General features: G+C 39.8%; 18 protein-coding genes and 2 pseudogenes. 11 read left to right on the plus strand and 9 right to left on the minus strand.

The features are described from left to right. Positions 1-349: 349 nt before the first annotated feature. Complete coding sequence (locus PSYC_RS06210; RefSeq protein ID WP_011280466.1) at positions 350-1,282, plus strand: DMT family transporter; 933 nt, start codon at positions 350-352, stop codon at positions 1,280-1,282. A 132-nt stretch (positions 1,283-1,414) separates the two neighbouring features. On the opposite strand, the gene PSYC_RS06215 is transcribed toward PSYC_RS06210, so the two are convergent. Continuing rightward, positions 1,415-4,621, minus strand: coding sequence for an autotransporter domain-containing protein (locus PSYC_RS06215; RefSeq protein WP_011280467.1), 3,207 nt, complete (start codon positions 4,619-4,621; stop codon positions 1,415-1,417). A gap of 277 nt (positions 4,622-4,898) precedes the next feature. Next, a complete protein-coding gene (locus PSYC_RS06220) occupies positions 4,899-6,332 on the minus strand; it encodes a solute carrier family 23 protein (protein WP_011280468.1) in 1,434 nt (477 codons plus the stop codon). A gap of 392 nt (positions 6,333-6,724) precedes the next feature. On the opposite strand from PSYC_RS06220, the gene PSYC_RS06225 reads away from it, so the two are divergent. Beyond that, positions 6,725-8,158, plus strand: coding sequence for an L-serine ammonia-lyase (locus PSYC_RS06225; RefSeq protein ID WP_011280469.1), 1,434 nt, complete (start codon positions 6,725-6,727; stop codon positions 8,156-8,158). 257 nt (positions 8,159-8,415) lie between these two features. Here the strand turns inward: PSYC_RS06225 and PSYC_RS06230 are convergent, their stop codons facing one another. The 3 genes from PSYC_RS06230 to xthA form a co-directional block, all read right to left on the minus strand. Next, positions 8,416-8,814, minus strand: coding sequence for a DUF4377 domain-containing protein (locus PSYC_RS06230; RefSeq protein WP_011280470.1), 399 nt, complete (start codon positions 8,812-8,814; stop codon positions 8,416-8,418). A gap of 310 nt (positions 8,815-9,124) precedes the next feature. Beyond that, positions 9,125-10,348 (minus strand): bifunctional glutamate N-acetyltransferase/amino-acid acetyltransferase ArgJ, encoded by a 1,224-nt coding sequence (argJ, locus tag PSYC_RS06235; protein WP_011280471.1) that lies wholly within the window; start codon positions 10,346-10,348, stop codon positions 9,125-9,127. 72 nt (positions 10,349-10,420) lie between these two features. Continuing rightward, positions 10,421-11,245, minus strand: coding sequence for an exodeoxyribonuclease III (gene xthA / locus PSYC_RS06240; protein WP_011280472.1), 825 nt, complete (start codon positions 11,243-11,245; stop codon positions 10,421-10,423). A gap of 315 nt (positions 11,246-11,560) precedes the next feature. Here xthA and PSYC_RS06245 point away from each other — a divergent pair, with 315 nt between their 5' ends. Beyond that, positions 11,561-12,127 carry a thioesterase family protein gene (locus PSYC_RS06245; RefSeq protein WP_011280473.1) on the plus strand — a complete coding sequence of 189 codons (567 nt, stop codon included), beginning with the start codon at positions 11,561-11,563 and terminating at the stop codon, positions 12,125-12,127. Between the two features lie 267 nt (positions 12,128-12,394). On the opposite strand, the gene PSYC_RS06250 is transcribed toward PSYC_RS06245, so the two are convergent. Together PSYC_RS06250 and sohB are read right to left on the minus strand one after the other, a co-directional pair. Further along, positions 12,395-13,264, minus strand: coding sequence for an SDR family oxidoreductase (locus PSYC_RS06250; protein WP_011280474.1), 870 nt, complete (start codon positions 13,262-13,264; stop codon positions 12,395-12,397). A 344-nt stretch (positions 13,265-13,608) separates the two neighbouring features. Continuing rightward, positions 13,609-14,583 carry a protease SohB gene (sohB, locus tag PSYC_RS06255; protein ID WP_011280475.1) on the minus strand — a complete coding sequence of 325 codons (975 nt, stop codon included), beginning with the start codon at positions 14,581-14,583 and terminating at the stop codon, positions 13,609-13,611. A 369-nt stretch (positions 14,584-14,952) separates the two neighbouring features. On the opposite strand from sohB, the gene aspS reads away from it, so the two are divergent. The 8 genes and pseudogenes from aspS to PSYC_RS12015 form a co-directional block, all read left to right on the plus strand. Further along, positions 14,953-16,779 carry an aspartate--tRNA ligase gene (aspS, locus tag PSYC_RS06260; protein WP_011280476.1) on the plus strand — a complete coding sequence of 609 codons (1,827 nt, stop codon included), beginning with the start codon at positions 14,953-14,955 and terminating at the stop codon, positions 16,777-16,779. A 67-nt stretch (positions 16,780-16,846) separates the two neighbouring features. After that, positions 16,847-17,824 carry a lysophospholipid acyltransferase family protein gene (locus PSYC_RS06265; RefSeq protein WP_011280477.1) on the plus strand — a complete coding sequence of 326 codons (978 nt, stop codon included), beginning with the start codon at positions 16,847-16,849 and terminating at the stop codon, positions 17,822-17,824. Between the two features lie 196 nt (positions 17,825-18,020). Next, the gene (locus PSYC_RS06270) at positions 18,021-18,737 is read left to right on the plus strand and encodes a glycosyltransferase (protein ID WP_406621537.1); all 717 of its coding nucleotides are present in this window, start codon (positions 18,021-18,023) and stop codon (positions 18,735-18,737) included. 404 nt (positions 18,738-19,141) lie between these two features. Then, positions 19,142-20,707: a glycosyltransferase family 2 protein gene (locus PSYC_RS06275; protein WP_011280479.1), complete on the plus strand. Its 1,566-nt coding sequence runs from the start codon at positions 19,142-19,144 to the stop codon at positions 20,705-20,707. Beyond that, on the plus strand, positions 20,708-21,475 hold the full coding sequence (locus PSYC_RS06280) for a glycosyltransferase family 25 protein (protein WP_011280480.1): 768 nt from the start codon (positions 20,708-20,710) through the stop codon (positions 21,473-21,475). Positions 21,476-21,843: 368 nt separating this feature from the next. Further along, on the plus strand, positions 21,844-22,101 hold the full coding sequence (locus tag PSYC_RS06285; protein ID WP_041757669.1) for a hypothetical protein: 258 nt from the start codon (positions 21,844-21,846) through the stop codon (positions 22,099-22,101). 31 nt (positions 22,102-22,132) lie between these two features. Next, positions 22,133-23,158, plus strand: coding sequence for a hypothetical protein (locus PSYC_RS06290; protein ID WP_011280482.1), 1,026 nt, complete (start codon positions 22,133-22,135; stop codon positions 23,156-23,158). A 245-nt stretch (positions 23,159-23,403) separates the two neighbouring features. Next, positions 23,404-23,592 (plus strand): annotated as a pseudogene (locus PSYC_RS12015) (transposase); the annotation flags it as partial. Between the two features lie 170 nt (positions 23,593-23,762). Here PSYC_RS12015 and PSYC_RS06295 read toward each other — a convergent pair. Together PSYC_RS06295 and PSYC_RS11410 are read right to left on the minus strand one after the other, a co-directional pair. Further along, complete coding sequence (locus PSYC_RS06295; RefSeq protein ID WP_041757671.1) at positions 23,763-24,857, minus strand: hypothetical protein; 1,095 nt, start codon at positions 24,855-24,857, stop codon at positions 23,763-23,765. Positions 24,858-25,199: 342 nt separating this feature from the next. Next, positions 25,200-25,370, minus strand: a pseudogene (locus PSYC_RS11410) (transposase); the annotation flags it as partial. Between the last annotated feature and the right edge of the window lie 64 nt (positions 25,371-25,434).

Genomic DNA, 25,434 nt, shown 5'->3' on the forward strand with positions numbered 1-25,434 from the left:
ATGAGAGTAACAAATCGCAGCGAGGACGCCAATGATATTCCTGTAAGGATATTACTATCGTTGAAATACTTTAAAGTCGCTACCGTACTACTGGTTGTATCGATATTACTTTTCACCGACTATATATTGTAGACTCATATCACGTTTTAAGCACCGCTTAGTATTCATTTCAGTGCAGCGTATATTCTATACACGCATAAAATATCATCCTAAAATAGAAATAAACAATATCAAAGCATTTCAATTTTAACTCAAAACATCGACAATACACCCTGCGGTAAAGATGACGTCTTTATTAAATAATAAATGAAATGAAAATCGTCATGCTATCATGACATAAGGACGCCTTATGGCTATTGCCTCTTCACGCGCCGCTGCTACTGGCTTGCTCATTGGCTGTGTGATCTTTGGTTTGGGTAGCTTAATCGTCGCTCACGTTGACATCGGTGGCTGGGCGATGGCGTTTTGGCGCTTGGCTATTTCAGGTGTGGTCTTTGCGGTATTAGCAAAAATGACAGGACAGCGGCTGCCTCGCTCAAAGCGTGCCATTTTTTATGGCTTATTATCGGGTGCATTTTTGGGTTTGGATTTGGCGCTGTGGCATGAGAGTATCTATGCGGTGGGGCCTGGCATTTCAACCTTACTCAACAGCTTGCAGATTTTCTTTTTGGCAGCCATTGGTTTTCTATACTTTAATGAGCGCCAATCTATATTACAGCTCGTCAGCTTGGTCTTGGCAATGTTGGGTGTGGCAATGATTGGTAGCCCTGAATTTGCACAAAACAAGGCTGCTACTTGGGGGTTTATTACAGGTATCGTATCAGGGGCCATGCTCGCAGCATCAATGACCTTTATCCGTAAAACCCATGATACTGAGCCGACGCCGACATTCATGCTGATGCAGCTGATTAGTATTGGGGGCGTACTGGCAATGATTGTGCCGATGTTTGTCTTTGATATGGGTAATATGCTGCCCAATACTTGGTCTGATATTGGCTGGATATTGATTTACGGTACGGTAATGCAGTGCCTAGCATGGGGGCTTATCGCCTACTCTATTCCCAAGCTCTCTTTGGCATTAACTGGATTATTATTATTGACCGAGCCCGTTGCGGCATTGGTGATTGACTATACTTGGCTTGATAAGCCTATCAACACCCTACAGTGGAGTGGTGCGCTACTCACTATGTTTGCCATTTATTTAGGTTCCCTAAAACCTAAACCACGCGCCCTACGCCGTTATCGGTTTTTTGCACGATTTTATAAGCGTGATTATAAATAGAAATTTAAATAGTGCCTCACTTTGAACCGATATCCTCATTCCAAAATGAAACCAAAACAAGAAAGCCTGATCCCAGTTACTCTGAGATCAGGCTTTCTTGTTTATTAAGACTTTAGATAGTTATATCAATGATTAAAACGTTATCTGCAATGCAACGTTTGCACCTTGATCATCATAGTTATCTCGCCACTCACCACGATAACCTGCTGAGAGGGTTGTATTAGCTGTTGGCATATAACGTATACCGATACCAGCAATGCCTATCTCCTGACCTACTTCTTGTCCGACAGTAGTAAACTTGTCTTCTGGCATACTGATAAAGCTTGCTGTAATATCGGAGCGTTGATCACCATTCTCAATAGCGGCAGCCAGCTGACCAGTAAGCGCTATTTTCGGTGTTAATGCTTGCGACATTTTTATACCTGCTGTCCAACGCATAGATTCATAGGTGTTTTCATCAACTTCGAAGTTATAGACCCCAGCACCTGTTTCACGATAGCTATCACTTTTTGCTTGGGCATAATTAACTTGTGCAAATGGTGTAATATTGCGATTTTCTGTTCCAATTCGATGACCAATACCAAATCCCGCTTGAAGAGTATCTACATCATAATCAGACTGAGCAACAGCATCTGTTAGAATGCTCAAGTAACGCTCGCCTTCGATATTACTTCTACCTGCCCCAGCATGGAAATTAACCTGAGTAGCATCACTAACGGCATAGTTACCATAACCAAGTACCTGCCAACTTTTTGCGCTCATTTTATGGTTTAGGTTTTGACTATCACTATCAACATCACTGTCGTTATAAGAGACAGCCATACCAAGATTTAAATTACTGTTAATCGGGGTGTCAATACCAACGATGCCACCATAGCTATCAGCATCATAACCTGTAGTACCATTTTCTTCTTCGTGATTAATGTTGCTACCAAGCGCTTGTGCCCAAAGTCCACGCTTAGAAGAGCTCAAGCTATGCTCAGTAATGGCATTGCTAATAACGATGTTGGCATCAGTAATTATACGATTGCTAGCACCCATGAGTAAGGGTTGTAGCTCATTAACAGCAGCAGCAATCTGAGATTGATTGAAACCTATAGTACTACTAATGAGAGCATCGGCAAGCTCATTAGTATTATTGGCTAATCGAATATCAATACTCCGATCTAGAACGCCAGCAAGACTGAGTCCTGTACGATTGGCTTGGTTCTGAATAGTGTCAACGAATTTGTCTTGGCGCACCATTATTAGGTTGACAGCATTAGGAGTGCTATAGTCTGCTACAAAACCAACTAACTGACTGTTATCAGTAACGCTTTCGAAATTACCAATAAGATTGCTTGTTCTTACGATATCATTCCAAACGGTCGCACCATTTAGCCTCTGTACAGCCTCTGAGGCATTGACATTGAGTTGACCCTCTGTGATATCAGCACTACCATTCACGACAAGCTGACCATAGTCATCAAGGCTATTTAGGCCAATACCTAGTATTTCACCATCACGCATGGTGTAGTCGCCATCGAGGCGCAGTGTACCTTGCTTAACGTTAGTAGCACCTGTCCACTGTTTGGCAGTAGTGGCCATAGTAAGAGAGCCAGTACCTGTCTTGGTGAAGTCTCCAGTACCTGTAATGACTGCGCCATTACCTGCTAGAGTGGTGTCTTCAAATAAGCCCGCGCTAAATCCAGCAGTATCAATCGTACCGCCGCCCGCACCTAAATTAATGAGGTTGTCACCCGTGAAGTTTCTGAATAATTCTGGCTGAGATCCTGTTAATTTTAATGTACCGTTATCAAAGTTGACTTCCGATTTTGCAGAGTTCTCAAATCTTTCGATACTTTGAGTCTTTATGACACCATTATTAACAATATTTAATGTACCGCTGCCAAAAGCACCTACGACAGTAGCGGGCGCAATCAAAGTAGCATTATCTACTGTCAATTCACCTACTGCGTTTGCGCCTTCAGTATCAGAGCCACCGAGCTGCAACTGACGAGTCACTTCTAGTGTGCCTTGATCGGTAACATCAACTTGACCTTTACCTCCTATACCAGCGTATAGATTGTTTACAGTTAGTGATGAGCCATTACCACTGACGTTCACGACACTCTTACTAGCAGTGCTGGTAGAGTTGTTATAGTCATCCGAGCCTATATATAGATTGTTTGCTTCGGCCGTACCGCCATTTTCTATAGTAAGTGTACTCGTCCCTGAATTTCGAGAGCTAATACGCACATCTTCTTGAATTTTTAGGGATGAACTTAAACCATCAACGTTGACACTAGTCTCGCCAGTTGTTATTGGCTGATTATCTTGATAATAATAACCATATGAGTATATACCTAGAGAGTTTGCTTCGGCTGTGCCACCATTTTTTACGGTCAGTGTACTTGTTCCTGAATTTTCAGAGGAAATACGCACATCTTCTTGAACCTTCAGGGATGAGCCTGAACCATCAATGTTGACATTAGTCTTGCTAGTTGTTATTGGTTGATTATCTTGATTGTAATAATTATATGAATATATATCTAGATAGTTGGCTTCGACTGTGCCACCATTTTCTACAGTAAGCGTGGTTTCTGAATTTCGAGAACCAATCGAGAGCCAACCTTGTGCCTTCAGTAATGAACCTGAACCATCAACGTTGACACTGGTATCAGCAGGTGTTAATTGATTGTTTTCATCAAAATAGCTATATGAATATATATTTAGATAGTTGGCTTCGACTGTGCCACCATTTTCTACAGTAAGCGTGGTTTCTGAATTTTGAGAACGAATCGAGAGCCAATCTTGTGCCTTCAGTAATGAACCTGAACCATTGACATTAATTTTAGTATCACTAGCTATTTGTTGATTATTTGGGCCGTAGTAGTTACTCGTATATATAGAGTTAGCTTCTAAACGTCCTCCAGCTTCAATATCTACTAATGCATTGTTATAGATAATGAACTGGTTAGTCTGCACTGCTCCTTTGTCTGTAATAAGAAGACGTGAAGGTAACTCTTGATCACCATTCATCTGCATATAATTATAGGTATTCACATCATTATTCTTCAGAATGGTGCCATCATTTTTTACGATATCGTCAACGATAGTATACCCATTATCCACAATGTTTACTGCGCCATTGTCATAGGTAGTGGCATGAGTCACACTGGCTATACTCAGTCCGAGTACGCTAAATAGAGCAGTTGATAACGCACGTAAAGTAAAGCCATTTTTTGCGGCGGTTTTTGATGATTTCCCAGAAGATTTGCCACAAGTTTTGGCAAGTTCAGATACACATTGATAGACACCTAGAGAACGGTTAAAAACAACACGATAAACATGGTTCATACTGGCAACTCTCTCTTTTATGTTTCGTCATTGATAATGATTGCCAGTATATCTCTATATGTATCTAAAATGTTCTTTATTCTTGCTTAATTAACTGCAAATCCGACAGGAGGTATATTTTTCAAGATAAACGGTAGACTTATGGAAATTAGTTTTTTAAATAAGCTGCAATTTTACGGAGAAGTACTAAGCAGAACAAATATCGTCGTCCAATCTCGCTAATATTTAATCTTAAGAAAATATTCTGCATCTTAGTTTTTATATAGCTTATTTATCTTTAATTCTTTCGCAGATTAAACAAGGCATTGAGGACAATTGCCGTCAAGGTAGCCGTACCGATACCACCCAAATCAAAACCGCCTAAATGCAAGCTAAAGTTACCAGTACCCATAATAACGGTTACCGCCGCGATGATGAGATTACTGTTTTTACTAAAGTCGATATGGCTGTCTATCCAAATTTTCGCACCAGCAATGGCAATCAAACCAAAGACTACAATAGAAGCACCGCCCAATAATGCTGGTGGAATGGTTTGAATAATCGCGCCAAATTTTGGTGACAACCCTAGCATAATAGCAACCAAACCTGCGATGACAAAAATAGTCGTGCTATATACTTTGGTTACTGCCATGACACCGATATTTTCAGCATAAGTGGTCACACCTGTGCCACCAAAACCTGCTGAAAAAGTCGTCGCCAAGCCATCAGCAAAGAACGCACGCCCCATGTAAGGAGTCACGCGCGCTTTAGTCATGCCTTCTACTGCTTTAAAATGACCTAGATTTTCGGCAATCAAAATAAAGGCAACGGGTGCAATCAAGATAATCGCACTGATCTCAAACTTTGGTGTATGAACACTTGGCAAGCCAAACCAAGAAGCTGTAGACACCCCACTAAAATCAATGGGAACACCATAGCCCAACACATTGGTCATCACATAATAAGCGATATAAGACAGTATCAAGCCAACCAATAATAGCAAGCGACGCAGCATACCACGCGTAAATACCGCAACACCACTGATTAAGAGAATGGTTAAAGCCGCCATCCATGCATCAAACTGATTGGCAGACACCCCTTGAATAGTCACTGGCGCTAAGTTGAGACCAATAATCATCACGATAGCGCCGGTGACAATCGGTGGCATCAAGCGCTCAATCCAGCCTGTGCCGGTTTTCATCACCAGCAAACCGACCAAGGCATAAATGATGCCACAAGCCATGATGCCGCCCAAAGCAACATTCAAATTAGCATTAAACCCTACGCCAGCATACGCCGTCACGGCAATCACAGGACCAATAAAAGCAAAGCTTGAGCCCAAATAGCTTGGCATACGCCCGCCCGTGATCATAAAGAACATCACCGTACAAATACCGGACATCAAAATAGCTAAGTTTGGATCAAACCCCATCAATAAAGGCGCAAGTACCGTCGAGCCGAACATAGCAAAGGTATGCTGCACACCGAGTAGCATGCTTTTTGATGGTGGCAGATATTCATTGATGCCGACTGGTGTGCGGTCCAAATCCCCTTTAAAGGGTCGCCATGTTGGAAACCAGCGCCCGTTCTCAAAGTCCGAATTGTGCGGTAAACTCATGGTTGCCGAATCAGTTGCTATATCAATACCTGCCGCATCTAGTGCGGTTGGCGTTAATGGCTTTGTTTGACTGTGCGGCGTTGATTGAGACGAGTTTTCTGGAGGGGTTATCATGCGCGATTGTCCTATGGGCTTAAGCTAATAATAAATCGGATAAATAAAGAGGTAATAAATAACAGTATTTGCTAGCTCTATTGACTAAGATATGCTTTACTAAATTCACCGCTTTGGCTGCTCGCAGCCTGTATTATATAGCGATAGCTAACTTACAAGATGTTACATAAGCGTTGATGCCGAGCATCATAACGGAATTTAATAATAAACAACAGCTATTATTCACCCGTCACTCGAACGAACACGTTTAAATATTTTCATAGACAATGCTCTAAATTTATCGATGAACGATGCTTATTATCTATTGTTGCCTATATATAATTTTATATGGGCGCGGTGGTCTTTGCCATGCGGTTTTTCTGACTTTCCCTTATTTTTTTTGGTAACTTATTATGATTAGTGTATTTGATTTATTTAAAATCGGTGTTGGCCCGTCAAGCTCTCATACTGTCGGTCCCATGATAGCAGCTAACTTATTTGTACAGTCACTCCTAAAGCAAACCAATCTGAGCGACATCCATTCTTTAGAGATTGAATTATATGGCTCGCTCGCGGCGACAGGTAAAGGACATGCAACCGATACCGCCATATTACTGGGATTACTTGGTCACGCTCCTAGCACCATCGATACGGGTTTGACCAGTCAATATCTGGCACCAATCTTTTCAGACAATCAGCTCAATATCGCAGGCAAGCACGTTATTGCTTTTGATACAGGGCGTGATATTCACTGGTATGATGAAACGGTTCTACCCTATCATCCGAACGCCATGACTATCCGTGTATCTTTGGCGGATGGCAACCATTATCAGCAGACTTATTATTCTGTAGGTGGGGGCTTTGTTATCAATGAAGAAGATGCGACTAATCCCGATGAAGATAATGCCACACCGACTATCGATGTGATTCCTTATCCTTTTAATAGCGCCGCAGAGCTGTTAGAGCAATGCCGTGAACACCATTTGAGCGTGAGCGAGCTGATACTGGCGAATGAATGCCATTACCGTGAGCAGGCAGAAGTATTTGAGTATTTAGACTCTATTTGGGAGTCGATGCAAGATTGTGTGACTCGTGGATGCCAAAACAGTGGTATTTTACCGGGTGGTTTAGATGTAAAGCGCCGTGCTCAAGCACTATATTTGCAATTGTGTGCTGAAAAAGACCAGCCGATTGCACAAAACGACAAATTGGTTGCGATGGATTGGATTGATTTATATGCTTTAGCGGTCAATGAAGAAAACGCCAATGGCGGCAATGTCGTCACCGCACCTACCAACGGCGCAGCAGGTATCATTCCTGCAGTCATGCATTATTATCGTGATTTTTTATCAAACTACAGTATTGATGGCGCACGCAAATTTTTGTTAAATGCCACGGCGATCGGCAGCTTAATCAAACAAAACGCCTCAATCTCGGGTGCCGAAGTGGGCTGTCAAGGCGAAGTAGGTTCAGCTTGCGCGATGGCAGCCTCTGCACTGGCAGAAATCCTAGGCGGCGATCCTGCCAAATGTCTTAATGCTGCTGAGATTGGTATCGAGCATAACTTAGGTTTGACCTGCGATCCTGTTGGCGGCTTAGTGCAAGTGCCTTGTATTGAGCGCAATGCCATGGGTGCAGTTAAAGCTGTCAATGCAGCACGACTTGCCTGCCGTGGTAACGGTCAACATTTTGTATCTTTAGACAAAGTCATTGAAACGATGAAAGTCACCGGTGCTGACATGCTGGATAAATATAAAGAAACCTCTCGTGGTGGATTAGCAGTATATGCCGATAATCGTATACCGACTGCCACTCATGGCGTCAGCGTAAAATACAGCCAATGCTAACTATAGTCGGTGAAAAGTAATATCGATACAATACAACACAACACGTACTACTGGTGCAAATTTTTCTTGCTTGCTGTGCCTACGCAGACAGAGGCTGCAAAAAATTTACACCAGTAATACGGTAGCGACTTTAAAGTATTTCAACTATATTTGGCACTTTATAATTAAATGAAAGGTACAAAATATTGCTATAAAAAAGACCTCTAATGATGAGAGATCTTGTTTTAAACTAACTATAGTGGTCAATCAATGAGAAATTATTCCGCTTTTTTTGACACTACTTCGTTGAGAATCCAAACTGGTTTAACGGCATTGGTTACTTCATCCATCATTGCTTTTTGGCGAACGTCCAAAACATAACGATAATTTGGCTCATAAGTAAAGCCCTGAATATTACCATTTAAAGGGGTGTAGTTTTTCTGATACGTTTGGCGATATTGCAAGCACTCTGATTCAATCATAGCACCATTAGAGGCTTGTAGCTCACAGACTGCTTTAAGCGGTGCTATTTCTATTTTAAAGCTTGGAATGTTGATGACTTTTACAATTGCCGGTTGACCTTCGACTACCATGATACGTTCATCATCTATCGCCATGGTTGAACAACCTGATAAAACAAACGTTGCCATCACTGCTGCCAATGCTAATTTTTTCATTATAAAATCCTCAATGTATTCATAGTTATTGTGTTTTTGAAATCGCTTCATTGATTTTAGAATGGATGTATTTTTCCATACCCGTTATCATCTACTCAATCAGTATAGGGCGCAAAGTGACTGCGCCTCTATAACTGCTTTGTAACGTAACGTCAGCTTTTGCAACGGTTGTTAATCGATCGTAAATAGGCATATTTGATAATATCGGAAAATGCGCCCTATTTTTGCTTATCACTTTAAAGCCTTAAAGAAAAAGACGCTCAGAATCATCAGATTCTGAGCGTCTAGTATCAACACGCACAAAGATTATTTAGCTACGATAGTCCGCATTTATTTTGACATAATCATAAGATAAATCGCAGGTGTAAACCGTGTCGATGGCTTCACCGCGTGCAAGATCAATATGAATGGTAATCTCAGGACGACTCATCACTGTCTTGCCAGCCTCTTCAGTATAGGTTGGCGCCACACCACCGTTTTGACAAATCATAACCTCGTCCAAATAGACATCGACTTGTTCAGTATCCAGGTCTTCAACCCCTGCATAACCGACGGCTGCTAATATACGCCCCCAGTTGGCATCACTGGCAAAAAATGCCGTTTTGACTAAGGGTGAATGCGCAACAGCATATGCCACATCACAACATTCTTGCGTGGTTTTACCACCCGTGACTTTCACAGTCATAAACTTAGTGGCACCTTCACCATCACGTACAATCAGTTGTGCTAAACGTATAAAGACTTCAGCTAACGCGTCAAATAGTGGCTGATAATGAGGATGCTCAGGGCTGTCAATGATATCTGAGCTCGCAGCACCTGTCGCTATCAATACGCAGCAGTCATTCGTCGAGGTATCACCATCGACTGTAATACGGTTAAAGGATTGCTCATTAATGGCACTTAGCATCTCTTGCAATAAATCAGCAGCAATATTAGCATCGGTTGCCACATAGCCAAGCATGGTCGCCATATTGGGACGTATCATGCCTGAGCCTTTTGACATGCCAGTAATATGATAATGGCTACCCGCGACATTAACCTTTTTACTGGTGAGCTTTGGAATCGTATCTGTTGTACGAATACCATTTGCGGCAGCAAGCCAGTTATCAGGCGCTAGATTGGCTAGTGCATTGTCTAGTCCAGCGATAATCGCCTCACTGTTTAGCGGCTCACCAATAACACCAGTCGAGAACGGCAATACAGTATTATTATTCACACCAGCTTTAGCAGCCAACGCCGCACAAATATCTATCGCGCGACGCTTGCCATCAGCGCCTGTGCCAGCATTTGCATTACCAGTATTGGTCACCAAATAACGCGGAGAAGCTTTAGCAAAGTGCTCACGTAATACGCGCACAGGAGCGGCGCAAAATGCATTTTTGGTCGTCACAACTGCAGTGGCTGCATCAGTCGCAATCTCGATAACTACCAAGTCATCGCGATCTTTATAGCGTACGCCTGCTGCGGTAGCACTTAACTTAATGCCTTCAATAGGATAAATCGTTTCAGGTACTGCAACATTACCAACCGCCATAGCTCACTCCTTATTTATTCATATTTGTATGTTTTTCTTGATTGTAAAATTTGAGTCATAATGACAAAAATATTATACTTTATTTAAATCAAACGCTGTCCAAATAGGTGCATGATCAGAGGGTTTTTCCATAGCACGCAGCTCGTAGCTGATGCCGGCATCAACACAATGCGCAACCAAATCAGGCGTACATAAAATATGATCGATACGCAATCCACGCTTAGGGTCATCATCAAAACCACGACTGCGATAATCAAACCAGCTGTATAATTCTGTGCTTTCTGGATAATGCAAACGATAAGTATCGGTCAACTCACGTGACATAAGAGCGCTATACCACTCACGCTCCTCTGGTAAGAAAGATGTTTTTCTATTTTTTAACCAGCGCTTAGCATTAACCTCACCAATCCCAATGTCGATATCTTCTGGGGCAATATTCATATCACCCATAACCACCAGCGAGCGACCTTCCGCTTTTAAAATATCGATATATGCCATTAAATCAGCATAATAAGCGCGTTTCATCGGAAATTTGGTCGGATGTTCTTGGCTCTCGCCTTGTGGAAAATACCCGTTGAGCACATCAATCTCACGCCCATCAAACTCATAACGTGCATGAATAAAACGTTTTTGCGCCTCTGCATCTTCTCCAGGAAAGCCCTTTTGCACAAAAATAGGCGCAACTTTCGATAATATTGCCACACCGTAATGCGCTTTTTGTCCAAAGTACTCGACGTGATAGCCCAAACCTTCTACATTTTCAAGAGGAAACTGCTCGTCATGTACCTTGGTTTCCTGCAGACCCATGACATCAGGATCAATGATATCTCTTACCGCTTCTAGCTGATGTTGACGGGCACGGATACCATTAATATTAAAACAAACAAAACGGGTCATAAATTATCCTAGTCTAATAAATGAAAGCACACTGCTGCTATGGGTAAGTGCTTTGATAAACAAATGCGGCTATAAATAAATATTGCCAATTTTAAATAAAACAAATACGGTTATGATAACAGACATAAACATCGCTATCTGTTGCGCCCTTTTATATCTTGATATAAAGTGGTTATTTACCATATGACGCTATCAAGCTACGCTTATTTACCTCACTACAATCTATCATTATTTTTATAAAACACTATTTATCGAGCAATGGTATTTAATCAACTTATCACACCATATTATTAAATATATCTATTGAGCATTATTATGAAAAAAGCGACTGACAAGAACCCAACGACCACATCAAAACCTAACACAATTACGCCGTTATTTACTACCAACTATAATGTGTATATCAATCACACCGATGCTGGCGGTATAGTCTATCATGCCAACCACTTAGTGTTCTTTGAAAACTGCCGCCGCGACTGGTTTACTCAGTTGGGCTTAAATGGATATTTTTTGGAGAGCAATGATGGTCAGATTCAGCATTTCGTCGTCACTCAAGCAGACTTGCAATATAAGCACGCTATTTTATTAGATGAAGTCATTAATGTACGCATTGATAACGTTGAGATAAAACCTGCCAGCATTGTATTTTATCAAAGCATTTATCGGCAGCAATCTCAAGATAACACTGCTAACAATGCCAAAGCCGTCTTACTAAGCAGCACCAAAATCGTTGTTGCCTGTGTACAAAATCAAATTACACCAGATTCTATAGACAATAATGCGTCAAATAATACTGCGCCCATGCGACCTGTTCGTGTGCCGCAAAAATTACGTGATGCCATTGAACGAGCGATTGCAGAACATATAGTTGAAATACTTTAAAGTCGCTACCGTATTGCTGGTGTAAATTTTTTGCAGCCTCTGTCTGCGTAGGCACAGCAAGCAAGAAAAATTTGCACCAGTAGTACGTGTTGTATCGATATTACTTTTCACTGACTATAATAAGTAACTTTTTAAGTATTTTTATAAATACCTATTTTTTTCTATAACCATAGTCAGTGAGCTACAACGATTAAAAAAGCCCTCTATATACTGATACAGAGGGCTTTTTTAATCGTTTTTTTCTTAATATCATCAACGTTTTTTATGCTAACTTACTTTATTAACCACTTGTAATGGTAAATGCTTCATTGCCTGACCCACAATTGACCAGGGTAAGCTTGGGACACAAGCTTCATCCACGCCAGCTTCAATCGCTGCCACAATTGCCTTGGTGCCGGTATCTGCATCCACTTCAAACGGTAAAGGCTTAGCATTTTCATTGATTTCAGTACGGATATAACCTGGATAAATAGTAGAGACTTTGATCGGCAGTTTGGTCAATAGCATATCAGCACGGATACCTTCTGCCAGATGCGCCAATCCTGCTTTACTCGCACCATAGGCAGTCAAATGCTTAGGTAATCCGCGCATCGCTGACATACTAGATATCACGACCAGATGACCGCTACCTTGTTCACGAAAGATACTCATCGCTGCTTCACACTGCGCAAGCGCCGAGATAAAATTGATCTCAACCGTACGGCGGTTGGTATCGAAACGCCCTTTACCAATACGGCGACTTTCACCAATGCCCGCATTGACCACGACACGATCGATATGACCGAAATCAGCAGCGAAAGCGTCAAACACTTCAAAAATCGCATCATAATCACTAACATCTAGCACTCGATACTCGATACGAATATCAGGATATTGTGCCATCAGCTCTGTTTGTAGACTCTCTAAACGATCCATACGACGCGCACAAATAGCAAGGTTATATCCGAGCTTAGCAAACAATCTCGCCATTCCCTCGCCCAATCCTGAGCTGGCACCAGTGATTAAAATCGTTTTACCGCGACCAACCTGCTGTTTATTCAAACCTTTTAAATAACGTGCTGGCTGTATGGCACTAAATAATTGACTTTTACTTTTGGTAGCCGTTTTTGCTATTAGGCTCAGTAATTTATTTTGCATGGATGGTCCTTTATGTATCAATAAAGCTATCAAGATAGCGTGAATATTTTATTAAAAATCTATCTCGCTCTATTTATCTGCCTAAGTTAATAAGTCATTCACTATAAATTATTATACTTTTAAAGCGAGTCAACTATACCTTATTAAAGCAGATTTACCATTAAAAACCCCACTCTCAATTATCATAATTTTTGGCGTAGGCTGTGGCTTTAGCCCAGCGTTTTTGGCAAATTGTTACGATTGACTGGGCTAAAGCCACAGCCTACGATAGCCCATATTAAGTTGAGAGTCGCGTATTAAAAACATCTTTATGATTAAATTCGTCAAACGGCGGCAAGATATAGCTATTTTAAAATATTTAAACGACTATTAAAGTCAAACCGTGCTAGCGCATCTGGTAGTTTATCAATCGCCATACTGAGTGTTGCTTCTGCCGCTTGTGACAGACCTAGCTTTTCTGCAAGTGTTGGCTTTTGGCGTGAATGCAATGCATACACTTCGCTGTTTTCCATACGCTCTAACAGATAACTGTCTGATGTTTGTAATTTATCCACCAAGTTCAAATGCAGCGCATCTTCACCATACCAATGCTCGCCTGTCGCGACTTTATCTACATCAAGCATACCGCGGTAACGATTGACGAAGTGCTTAAATAACTCGTGCGTTTGCTCTAGCTCTTCTTGATATTTGGCACGATCTTTGTCGTCATTTTCACCGAATACGGTCACGGTACGTTTATAATCACCAGCGGTAAACATCTCATAGTCGACATCATGATTTTTGAGCCATTTATGGAAGTTAGGTAATTGTGATACCACACCAATAGAGCCAATAATTGCAAATGGTGCCGCCACAATATTGTCCGCTACACAGGCCATCATATAGCCACCACTGGCTGCGACCTTATCGACGCATACGGTGAGTTTCAAACCGGCATCTTTTAAACGAGCCAATTGTGCTGCCGCTAAACCATAACCGTGTACTACGCCGCCGCCCGACTCCAGACGCACCACCACTTCATCGCCTTTATTCGCCGTGCTGATAAGCGTGCTAATCTCTTCACGTAGATGTTTGACAGCAGTTGCTTTGATATCGCCATCAAAGTCGAGTACAAAAATTTGTTGCTTACTATCGCTATTTTTTTTCTTATTTTTGGTTTTTAGGGCTTGTTTTGCTTTCTTTGCCAGCGTTTTTTTGAATTGTTTGAGGGCAGCTTTACCTTGAGTCGCTTCCATCAGATCTTCACGGCGCTGCTCTTGGTTTTTATTCAGATGTATAACTCTTAACTCGACAGGGTTTTTAGAAGGATTGAAAAGCATGAGTACGATTCCTTAAATAATTAAGACAGTCTAGGTGTGATTTTATAAGTTAAGCTAATATGTGCATGCTCGCTGATATTTTCAAGCAAAGGAACAATATTTAACCTAATGCAATTGTTACGGCATAAATACGGCTTATAGCTCTCTTTACTGAGCTTTGATTGGGCTGATTCGGTTGTATAACAAAGGCGGATTAGGCATAATATGCGTTTACAGCAAATTTTCTGTAGCCAACGTGATGACTATTTGTCTTAATCGCGTTGTTTGCGCTTCTTTTAGCTAATAACTCATTTAGCTAATAACTGCAATCGCGCAACGATGGCTGCATTATTGTATTTCGAATTGGGCTGACAACTGGATAATTATATTATGACGCATAGCGAATACCGAGACGAATATTGCGGAGCCGTAACCGAGAGCTTAATTGAGCAAACCATTAGTGTCGTAGGCTGGGTACATCGTCGTCGCGATCACGGTGGCGTAATTTTCTTAGACATGCGTGACCGCGCTGGTATCTTGCAGGTCGTTGTCGATCCTGATACCCCAGAAGCGTTTGCTACTGCTGACGCGGTACGTCCTGAATATGTACTAAAAATCACAGGTCGTGTTCGTCGCCGTTATGAAGGCACTGAAAACGCTAATATGACCAGTGGCCATATCGAGCTATTGGCCAAAGAAATTGAAGTGCTGGCAAAGTCTGAAACTCCGCCGTTCCCATTGAATGATGAGAAAAGTACGGTATCAGAAGATTTGCGTCTCAAATATCGCTATCTTGATATGCGCCGTCCACAAATGCAAGATCGCATGGTATTCCGTGCTAAAGCCACCTCAGCGATTCGTCGTTATTTAGATGATCATGGCTTTTTAGACGTAGAAACCCCTATCTTGACTCGTGCAACGCCAGAAGGCGCGCGTGATTATCTGGTCCCTTCACGTACACGTCCGGGTAACTTCTTTGCCTTACCGCAGTCGCCACAGCTGTTTAAACAGTTATTGATGGTGGCAGGTTTTGACCGCTATTATCAAATCGCTAAGTGCTTCCGTGATGAAGATTTACGTGCTGATCGTCAGCCTGAATTTACCCAAGTCGATATTGAGACTTCTTTCTTAAATGAAGAAGAAATCATGAATATCAACGAAGGTCTGATTAAGCATGTCTTTAAGACGATGATGGACGTTGAGTTTGAGAAATTCCCACGTATGACTTATGCTGAAGCCATGCGTGATTATGCCTCAGACAAGCCTGATTTACGTATTCCGCTTAAATTGATTGACGTTGCTGACTTGATGAAAGACGTTGATTTTAAAGTCTTTGCCGGTCCTGCTAACGATCCTAAAGGTCGTGTTGCTGCGCTACGCATACCAGGCGGCGCTTCATTAAGTCGTAAGCAAATCGATGCTTATACCAAGTTCGTTGGTATCTATGGTGCACGTGGTTTGGCTTATATTAAAGTCAACGATGCCAGCAACATCAATAACGGCGTGGATAAAGAATCTGGTCTACAATCTCCTATCATTAAGAATATGACTGATGATGTATTGGTAAGCCTGATTGAGCGTACTGGTGCAGAAAGCAATGATATTATCTTCTTTGGTGCGGATAAAGCCAGTGTGGTGAATGATGCCATCGGTGCATTACGTCAGAAGATTGGTCTAGATCTAGAGATGACCACTTGTGAGTGGGCTCCACTTTGGGTAACTGACTTTCCGATGTTTGAAGAAACTGAAGATGGGCGCTGGACATCAATGCATCATCCGTTTACTAAGCCAAAAGGTTCAGTTGAAGAATTAAAAACCAATCCTGAATCTGCCCTTTCTATCGCTTATGACATGGTATTAAACGGTACTGAAGTTGGCGGTGGTAGTTTACGTATCAATACGCTTGAAATGCAAACGGCCGTGTTTGAAGCATTGGGTATCGATGATCAGGAAGCAGAAGACAAATTTGGCTTCTTGCTTGACGCGTTAAAATTTGGCGCGCCGCCGCATGGTGGTTTGGCATTTGGTTTGGATCGCTTAATCATGCTTATGGTAGGCGCAAGCTCTATCCGTGACGTGATTGCTTTCCCAAAAACTAAAACTGCTGAGTGTCCATTAACACAAGCACCGGCTGAGGTGAATACTAAGCAGCTACGTGAGCTTGGTATCCGTGTCCGTGAAAAAGTACAAGCTGACACCAGCAAGCCTGCTGAATAAATAGTCTGATCATGCGAAGCTATTTTTTACAGTGCCTGTTATGTGATTCATTACTGTGTGAATGGTCATGAATCCGTATCATATTTTCAAAATCGTGCCATTATCTGTCTTGCAGATGCTGGCACGTTTTGTTGCGTGGATAATCTTAAGAATGCCAAGCGCTAGTATCATGCGCACGGTCAAAATCAATATAGCGCTGATTGCGCCTAGGTTATCTGATTTGCAAAAACAAGCATTAACCAAAGAGATTATCTACCATCAATGCTTAACCAGCATTGAGTCAATCAAAAGCTGGGCCATGCCGCCTGAATGGAGTATCGCTCAGATTCGTGACGTCCATAATAAAGACATTTTATTAGAAGGACTGGCGAGTCCTAACGGCATGCTGGCAATCGTACCGCATCTCGGTACATGGGAGATGATGAACGCTTGGCTCAATCAGTTTGGCTCACCAACCATCATGTATAAGCCAGTTGAAGGTACGTTCGCTAATGAGTTTATCCTTCAAGGTCGTTCGCGTCTCAATGCCACTTTAGTTCCTACTGATGGTAGCGGTGTAAAAGCGGTATTCAAGACACTCAAACAGGGTGGCTTTAGTATTGTGTTGCCAGACCATGTCCCTGACCTTTCAGGCGGTGTGGTTGTGCCCTTTTTTGGCATTGAAACGTTAACCAGCACCCTTGCTTCAAAACTGGCGAGTAAAACCAAATGCGCACTGGTCGGATTGGCATGTATTCGCCGTGACGACGGGCATGGTTTTGATATTTATTGCTATAAACTCGATGACCCAGCGCTATATGACCGCCATGCCGAAACAGCTGCTCAGGCACTTAACCAAGCCATGCAACAGATGATTGAGGATAATTATAGTCATTATATGTGGGGCTATCGACGTTTTAAGCATATACCAAATTTAGGCAATCCTTACCAAAAGGATAAAGCAGATTTAAAAGCTTTTATTCAAGCTCACCATTCTATCGGTTCTGGTCGCTATAATTATGATAACGATGTCAGTGATAACGCTAAGCTCGATAATGATAAGTAATTATCATTTAACTATTTAGACATATCATTAGTCACAGTTATGCTAGTATTGGCTGAATTCTGCATCCTTTTATTTTTTATTAGTCCTTCATTTACCTCAATATGAGTGCATTATGACATCTGATGTAACTAAGCTCCCCTCTATAAACCCAACGCAAACCAACGCTAACGTTGCTGAACAGCGTTATATCATTTGTATGAAATGGGGCGAAAAATATGGTCCTGAATACGTCAATCGCTTGTATAATATGGTCAGCCGTCATCTGACCTTAGATTTTCAGATGGTTTGCTTAACCGATGATAGTACTGGTATCGATCCTGCCGTTATCTGCCACCCTATCCCTGAGCTCAATCTGCCTGCTGGACCTGAACGTGGCTGGAAAAAGCTGACAACCTTTAAGCCTGAATTGTATAACCTCAAAGGCGTCGCCTTGTTTTTAGATATTGATATCGTTATCGTTGACAATATCGATGGCTTTTTCACTTATGAAGCTGAACACGAGGATAGCGTGGTTATTATTCGTGATTGGAAAAAACCTTGGCGTATGATTGGTAATAGCTCAGTCTATCGCTTTAATATCGGCATGGGCACTTATCCTGATTTGCTGGCAAACTTTGAGCGTAACTTTGAGACGATTCGTACTCAAGTACGTCATGAGCAAGCGTATTTGTCTAATTATTTACGTGAGCATCATCATCTGGAGTATTGGAACAAAGACTGGTGTGTGAGTTTTAAATACCAATGTATTGCGCCTATTCCATTTAATCTAGTACGGGCACCTACGTTGCCAGATGGTGCTAAAATCGTCGTTTTTCATGGTGAGATTAATCCGCCAGACGCTATCAATGGCGGCGGCGGTAAATGGTATCGTCATGTCAAACCGAGTCCTTGGTTGAAGGAGTATTGGGTATGAATTCTAATAATACTGTGCTATATATTTTGGCAATAGCTACTGATTTAACGACGCTATAAATTGATCAGGGTTATTTATTGCCTGAGTCATAGTAGGCAGTTCTTCCTATATGTAATGTATATCCTGTTATAATCAGTATAAGTAATAGTCGCAAACAAACTGTTTGATATTGCAGGGCTGCAAATTTGTATGCTAGTTTCCTCTATTTTTAGATGACGAACTAGCATCTATTAAAACACTTTCTTATCCATTCGTTAATAAATTTATTATTGTCTAATTAAGCTATAGGCTACTATTTTTTAGGATATTAGTCCTTATTTTTATGCAAATACAAATCACTATCTACAGGAGCATAAGGTGTGAATCATGTAAAGAATATTAGGTCATACCGCTTATCAGTAGTAATGATAGTTAAAAATGAAGCCAAAAATCTTGCCGTCACTTTACCTTCGTTGCAAGGATTGGCAGATGAAATTATTGTATTAGACTCGGGCAGCACCGATAATAGCCGTCAGCTCGTAGAGCAATATGGCGGAACATGGTATGTCAGTACAGACTGGCAAGGATTTGGCAAACAACGTCAATTGGCACAGTCGTACGCGACCGGTGATTGGATTTTTGCGTTAGATGCTGATGAAGAGGTCACCCCTCAGCTTAAAGAGAGCATATTAAAAATTATCAATCAAAAACCTGAGAACAAAGTATACGGTATCAAACGTATTGATTGTATCTTTGGACATGAAATTGATCCCAGCTATTGGGCGATAAAAGCACACTGGCGCTTATATCCCCGTCATTTTTCTTATAATGATAATTTAGTCCATGAATCTGTCGTGCTAAATAATGCCAATACAGAAACGTTAGATGGCTTTATGCGTCATCATACTGCCGAGACGCCATTGTTTTGGCTACAAAAACGCTTAGATTATGCCAAGGCGTGGGCTGAGGATCGCCATGCAAAAGGTAAAAAAGTTAGCTTTTATAAAGTTATCTTAAATCCACTTTGGGCATTTATTAAGCAGTATCTAATAGATGGACGCTTCTTGAAAGGCAAATATGGACTGATATACTCGCTGCTATTTACCCAGTATACTTTTAATAAATACGCCATTTTATATGATCTAACCCACAATCAAGCAGAACAAGCATTTATAAAGTCTTTAGAGACATCTAAAGACTTACAGCCAGTCAACGTATCAAACAAGCAGAGCAGCTTGTCTTTGGTAATGATTGTAAAGAACGAAGCCAAGCATTTAGAAGCGTGTTTAAAAACAGTGCAAGATATCGTCGATGAAATTATTATTTTGGATTCTGGTAGCACAGATGGCACTGAAACGATTGCCCGACAGTATGGTGCTAAATGGTATGTCAATGAAGAGTGGCAAGGGTTTGGAAAACAGCGACAGTTGGCACAATCTTATGCTACTTGTGATTATGTTTTAGTACTAGATGCAGACGAGCGTCTAGAGAATGATTTAAGACACTCTATTGTCAGGTTGTTAAATGAGCCGCTACAGACTGATAAAGTATTTAGTGTGGCTCGAGTCAATCAGTTTTGCGGTGTCGAAGTACAAAAACGTATGTGGTATACAGACAAACTGGCACGATTATATGCCAATGGCTTATTTAAATACTCTGATTTAGACGTTCATGAATCGTTAGATCAAAAAGGCGTTCCAAGTGAGGTATTGCAGGGTTATCTATTGCACATCACTAATGATAATTTACACCATTTTTTGATGAAAAATGTGCGCTACAGTCATGATTGGGCAAGAGAAAAACATCATAAAGGAAAAAAGATAACACTTTTAGGCGTATTATTACGTTCTTGGTTTTCTTTCTTCCGTGAATACATCATGCGCGCTGACATACTAGGCGGGGCTTATGGTTATATTTTGGCTTTCGCCTCGCTTGGCTACACGATGGATAAATATATAATGCTTTGGCAGCTTAACCAAGGAAAAGATTGAATGCAGAACCATGTCATTAGCCTAACAACCGCGACTGATCGTCGTCAGCATATAACTCAAGAATTTACAAAGCAAAACATCTCTTTTGAGTTTTTTGATGCCTTAATACCAGACTTGGCTCATACTTATGCTCAAACTTTGCCCATTGATTTAGAAAACATCGCTTTGACTGGTGGCGAATTGGCATGTTTTATGAGCCATGCTTCCGTTTGGCAACAAATGATTGATCAAAACATACCTTATTTAGCTATTTTTGAAGACGATGTATATTTAGGTGAAGATGCAGAAGCGCTATTAACCACCACGAGTTGGATAAAACCTGAATGGCATATTATTAAAATAGAAGCCTTTTCTGAAAAAGTCTTTTTGTCTTCCAATTCCTCTAAAATTATCTCAGATAGGCGGTGCATTGCCCAATTAAAAGGGAGAAATTTAGGTACCGCAGGTTATATTTTGTCATTGCGTGGTGCGCAAGTATATTTGGACTATATCTCAAAAAACAAACTGCGACCGCTTGATGAGTTAATGTTTGACGATTTTATCAAACATGGCGCTGAACCCGTCTATCAAATGACCCCTGCCCTATGTATTCAAGAAATGCTTTTAAATAAAGGCAATCCCTCGCTCCCAAGTGCGCTAATTAAAGATCGCCAAGGCCGTATGAAGTCAGAGAAAAAACCTGCTATGTTTAAAGCGAAGCGCGAAATTAACAGGATTGGGATGAAGATTAAGAAAGCCATATTTGCAGCAGAAGTAGTTTTTAAATAGAATATTTAATCGTCAAATAATTTATTATGATAATAATTTTGGAATGGGAAAGTGATAACGGAAGATAACAAACCATCTGTAGCCATACTGTATATTGCCACAGGGCGATATACCGTTTTTTGGGAGTACTTCTATCGCTCTGCTGAAAAACACTTACTTCCCAATAGTAACAAACACTATGTTTTATTTACTGATAACCTAGCATTAATCAGCAAGCAGACTGACTATCCTAATGTCAAGATGATAAAACAGGTGCTGCTGCGTATCTTCTAACCCCTAATGGGGCGCAGATCCTCATTGATGGTGTCGCAAAGAAAGGAGCTGGTTTAGCCGACGCTCTTTTATGTCATACGAAAGGGTTAACAAGTATGCAATCTGTGCCCGCGCTCGCTATCCAAATGGATATGGCTACGTATTACGGAATGCCTGAACTAGAACTAAAATCTGCTGGTCAAAGCAGCATTTCTACAGCCAATAATATTAAACCCAGCCCAAACAATCTGCCGAATAAACTAGCATTTAAATTTAGACGTTTAGTTGCTCAAATTAACATAGGTCTTATTCAAGCTAAGTATTCAAGAAAATCTGATTATTTAGAAGTTCTGCCAAAATACTTCAAACCTTAACCACTTTATAAACTATATAGAATAGATATCAATGAATAATAAAAAATCGATAATTCTAGCACTACCTGAAGATGCTGGCCTTAGCAACTTGATAGCAAAAAATTTTGAATATCATGGGTTTGATGTAATTTACTATCGTCGTCAGCCATACAAATACAAAAGACCCACCGAGAAGATTGCTAACTTCTTTAGAAAAAATATTTTTGGAGATAAAGGTTATAAAAACAGACAACAAGACAAGGAAGCATTAGAGAAGCTGAATTATGATATCATGGAGAGAAAGATGAAAATTGATTATGCTTTATTTATCAGACCCGATACATTCTCTATTGAGTTCATAAAAAAAATAAAAGGCTATGTTAACAAAACTATTGGATATCAATGGGATGGTCTTGATAGGTTTCCAGATGTTTTTGATAGAATTGAAGTTTTTAATGATTTTTATGTTTTTGACCCAAAAGACATTTTGAATCATCCTGAATATGACTTAAAGCTTACTACCAATTTTTATTTTGATATAGATCAAAACCCGATTTTAATAAAAAATGAAGCCAAAAAAACAATATATTTTGTAGGTTCACATCTCCCTCAAAGAGTTTCTGCAATAAATAAATTCATCGAATCAGCAGATAAATTAAACCTCCAAATAAATTTTTTAATTAGATTAAAGCAAAGAAAAATACGCGATAAATCCCTTTATAACAGCGAATGCATTAATTTTATTAATGAGAACATTGATTACAGTGAAAACCTAAATAACGTAAAAGATTCTGATATATTAATTGATTTTGTGAATAATGTGCATTCTGGTTTATCGTTTAGAATTTTTGAATCTATATTTTATCAAAAAAAACTCATTACTAACAATACTGAAGTCTCTAAATATGACCTATATCATGAAGATAATATTTATATTTGGGATAATGAAAAAATAGACATTGACTCTTTGAGAGATTTTTTAAATAAACCATATTATATCCTTCCATCAAAGATACTAAATAAATATTCATTCAAAACTTGGTACAGTTCAGTGTTAGGTATTGATGAAAACCAATAATATTTATTAATATTAAAAAAGAGCCACTGTATGATGGATCTGATATATTGGTTTATAACAATAATGAGAGAGTTCAGAGAAGCAGCTTAAAATCCATATTTTTTGAAAAATTTAATATTTTTAGATTTATTCTAAATAAGAAGAAAATAGACGAGCCTAAAAGGCAAATATTGCTATTTAACATTACTTAGATTAACACATGAAGTGCAATATCAAAGAGCAGGTGAAAAAAAGACCTAAATACTTATGCCTCATGGCAACGAGGAACAAACGAAAATACCAATGGCTTGATTAGAGAGTACCTGCCTAAAGGGTGTGACTTTAGGCAGGTATCTGATGATGAGGTACAGGCTATTGAGGATAGAATAAACAACCGACCAAGAAAGCGTTTAGGGTTTAGAACGCCAAACCAGGTGTTCTATAATATTATTTAGCGTTGCACTTGGTGTGTTAATCTAGGGTTTATAAAAACATACTATATCTTGCATTAGAAAAAAATTAATACTAGACGTTCATAATATTCGCTAGCATAGCGATTCAAGAATCAGATTATTTGCAATTTTGGTAAGTTTCTAATTTACACTATGACTTTTCGAGATATCTATTAGTTCATTAATGCCCACAAATTAATGAACAGCAATAGTAAAAGAAGAAATGTTAAAATATTTCTTTGTTTCTTATATTTTATACTCTTCGCAGAAAATTTTTGTTTTCCTCTATAAAAAACTGCTATTTTTTCTTCAACTGGATAAGATTTATGAATTATCTTCTGTAAAGTTACGTCTATTATTTGAGGTGGTAGAAATAACAATCTGTCAAAAAACAACTCAAGTTGGTAAATAGACTTATCTCTTATTTCCTTTACAAAATTATTTTCGGCTTCATAACCATATATTACTTCTCTTACAATTTTCTTAGCTGTTTTTTTCCCAAAACCACGTCCGGAGAAATTATTGTATTGAGCATCAGTATAATTATCATTATTTAGATAACCTGGACCCCCAAAATGATCGTAGCAATACACTGCTTTATTAGCTAGTAAAGCATACTGCACTGTTTTTCCGATACTAATGATACAATCAAACTCATGTAATATTTCAGGCGTAACTAATTGGGGATTTTTATCACCTATTAAATTAACATTATACCGTCTTTGCAACAATTTTGCAGCGGCCTGTACTTCTTTAGGTGGGTGATTAGATACTATAACAATTTTCTTGAGTGGTAGTATTTCCTTAGGTGATGGGCAGCAAAAATCAGAAGGGGAACAATTGTATGAAATATGAATGGATTTTCTATCGATACCAAATTCACTTAACTTATCGGCAGTTTCAGGACTATTAGCGATAAAATATGCTCCAATCAATGTCATGTAAGCTAAGGAGCTAAGCTCAAGCATTTCGAATGGTGATAAGTGAACAGAAAATATTAATGTAGAAAAATCCTCGAAGGGTTGTTTAAACAAACGAGCAAACAGTGAATGTTGCGACCAAATAAGATGATAATCTGCGGGTGAAATACCGTCAAGTGATGAGAGAATATCGCTTTTTGAGAATTGATCAATAATTGGTGCTCCAGTAATATTTGCAAACACATGAACATCAAAATTCTTATTTTTTAGTAAATTATAAACTTCTAGAATTTGTATCTCTGAACCGGCATAATTTATCAAATGGTTAGTTAATAGTAAGGCTTTCACTTTTTTATCACTTCCTAAAAACATTAAATAATAAGTTATTATAAATAATATTATTAATTTTAGCTATTAATCTAAAAAATAAGAATAGAATTTTTACATCAGTTGGCGCTAGCTGTTGAAAATTCGTTGTTAATAAATCAATACAACAGTACTTCTGAAAGAGGTCTAATACACTAGAAAACACTGTTTACGAATTCAACAGAAACAAATTTCTTAATCTTCATTAATAGGTTATCTTGCCATGAAATAGCTTAGAGACCTATAGCTTGTTCTCACCGTCTATCTTACTATGAACAATATTTTTTAGAGGCCGCTATTAAAATGTTACAATAACTAGGGTCTATTGGTCTTACCAAAATGCTCGGGTAAGTCACGCCAAGGGCAACCAACCCGCATCCGATAAAGAATACCTTCAACCGTACATCGAAGATTTTCTTTGTCATAGATATTGAGTTCTAGTAAGATAGGTTTTAGTCTGGTCCAGTGTTCATCTTTGAGCATTGTGCGAGGCATAGCGAATGAGGTCTTTTGGTGTGAGAACTTAAAGATTAACCGTTCGCTATTTTTTTGCCAACAT

It is taken from the genome of Psychrobacter arcticus 273-4 (assembly GCF_000012305.1).
Classification (GTDB): domain Bacteria; phylum Pseudomonadota; class Gammaproteobacteria; order Pseudomonadales; family Moraxellaceae; genus Psychrobacter; species Psychrobacter arcticus.

Excerpts from the sequence above, each read along its gene's own strand:
- PSYC_RS06225 (WP_011280469.1), top strand. The coding sequence starts at position 6,725 with ATGATTAGTGTATTTGATTTATTTAAAATCGGTGTTGGCCCGTCAAGC.
- PSYC_RS06210 (WP_011280466.1), top strand. The coding sequence starts at position 350 with ATGGCTATTGCCTCTTCACGCGCCGCTGCTACTGGCTTGCTCATTGGC.
- PSYC_RS06220 (WP_011280468.1), bottom strand. The coding sequence starts at position 6,332 with ATGATAACCCCTCCAGAAAACTCGTCTCAATCAACGCCGCACAGTCAA.
- PSYC_RS06250 (WP_011280474.1), bottom strand. The coding sequence starts at position 13,264 with ATGCAAAATAAATTACTGAGCCTAATAGCAAAAACGGCTACCAAAAGT.
- PSYC_RS06230 (WP_011280470.1), bottom strand. The coding sequence starts at position 8,814 with ATGAAAAAATTAGCATTGGCAGCAGTGATGGCAACGTTTGTTTTATCA.
- PSYC_RS06245 (WP_011280473.1), top strand. The coding sequence starts at position 11,561 with ATGAAAAAAGCGACTGACAAGAACCCAACGACCACATCAAAACCTAAC.
- sohB (WP_011280475.1), bottom strand. The coding sequence starts at position 14,583 with ATGCTTTTCAATCCTTCTAAAAACCCTGTCGAGTTAAGAGTTATACAT.
- PSYC_RS06285 (WP_041757669.1), top strand. The coding sequence starts at position 21,844 with ATGCAATCTGTGCCCGCGCTCGCTATCCAAATGGATATGGCTACGTAT.
- PSYC_RS06275 (WP_011280479.1), top strand. The coding sequence starts at position 19,142 with ATGATAGTTAAAAATGAAGCCAAAAATCTTGCCGTCACTTTACCTTCG.
- xthA (WP_011280472.1), bottom strand. The coding sequence starts at position 11,245 with ATGACCCGTTTTGTTTGTTTTAATATTAATGGTATCCGTGCCCGTCAA.
- PSYC_RS06290 (WP_011280482.1), top strand. The coding sequence starts at position 22,133 with ATGAATAATAAAAAATCGATAATTCTAGCACTACCTGAAGATGCTGGC.
- aspS (WP_011280476.1), top strand. The coding sequence starts at position 14,953 with ATGACGCATAGCGAATACCGAGACGAATATTGCGGAGCCGTAACCGAG.
- PSYC_RS06265 (WP_011280477.1), top strand. The coding sequence starts at position 16,847 with ATGAATCCGTATCATATTTTCAAAATCGTGCCATTATCTGTCTTGCAG.
- PSYC_RS06280 (WP_011280480.1), top strand. The coding sequence starts at position 20,708 with ATGCAGAACCATGTCATTAGCCTAACAACCGCGACTGATCGTCGTCAG.
- argJ (WP_011280471.1), bottom strand. The coding sequence starts at position 10,348 with ATGGCGGTTGGTAATGTTGCAGTACCTGAAACGATTTATCCTATTGAA.
- PSYC_RS06270 (WP_406621537.1), top strand. The coding sequence starts at position 18,021 with ATGAAATGGGGCGAAAAATATGGTCCTGAATACGTCAATCGCTTGTAT.
- PSYC_RS06215 (WP_011280467.1), bottom strand. The coding sequence starts at position 4,621 with ATGAACCATGTTTATCGTGTTGTTTTTAACCGTTCTCTAGGTGTCTAT.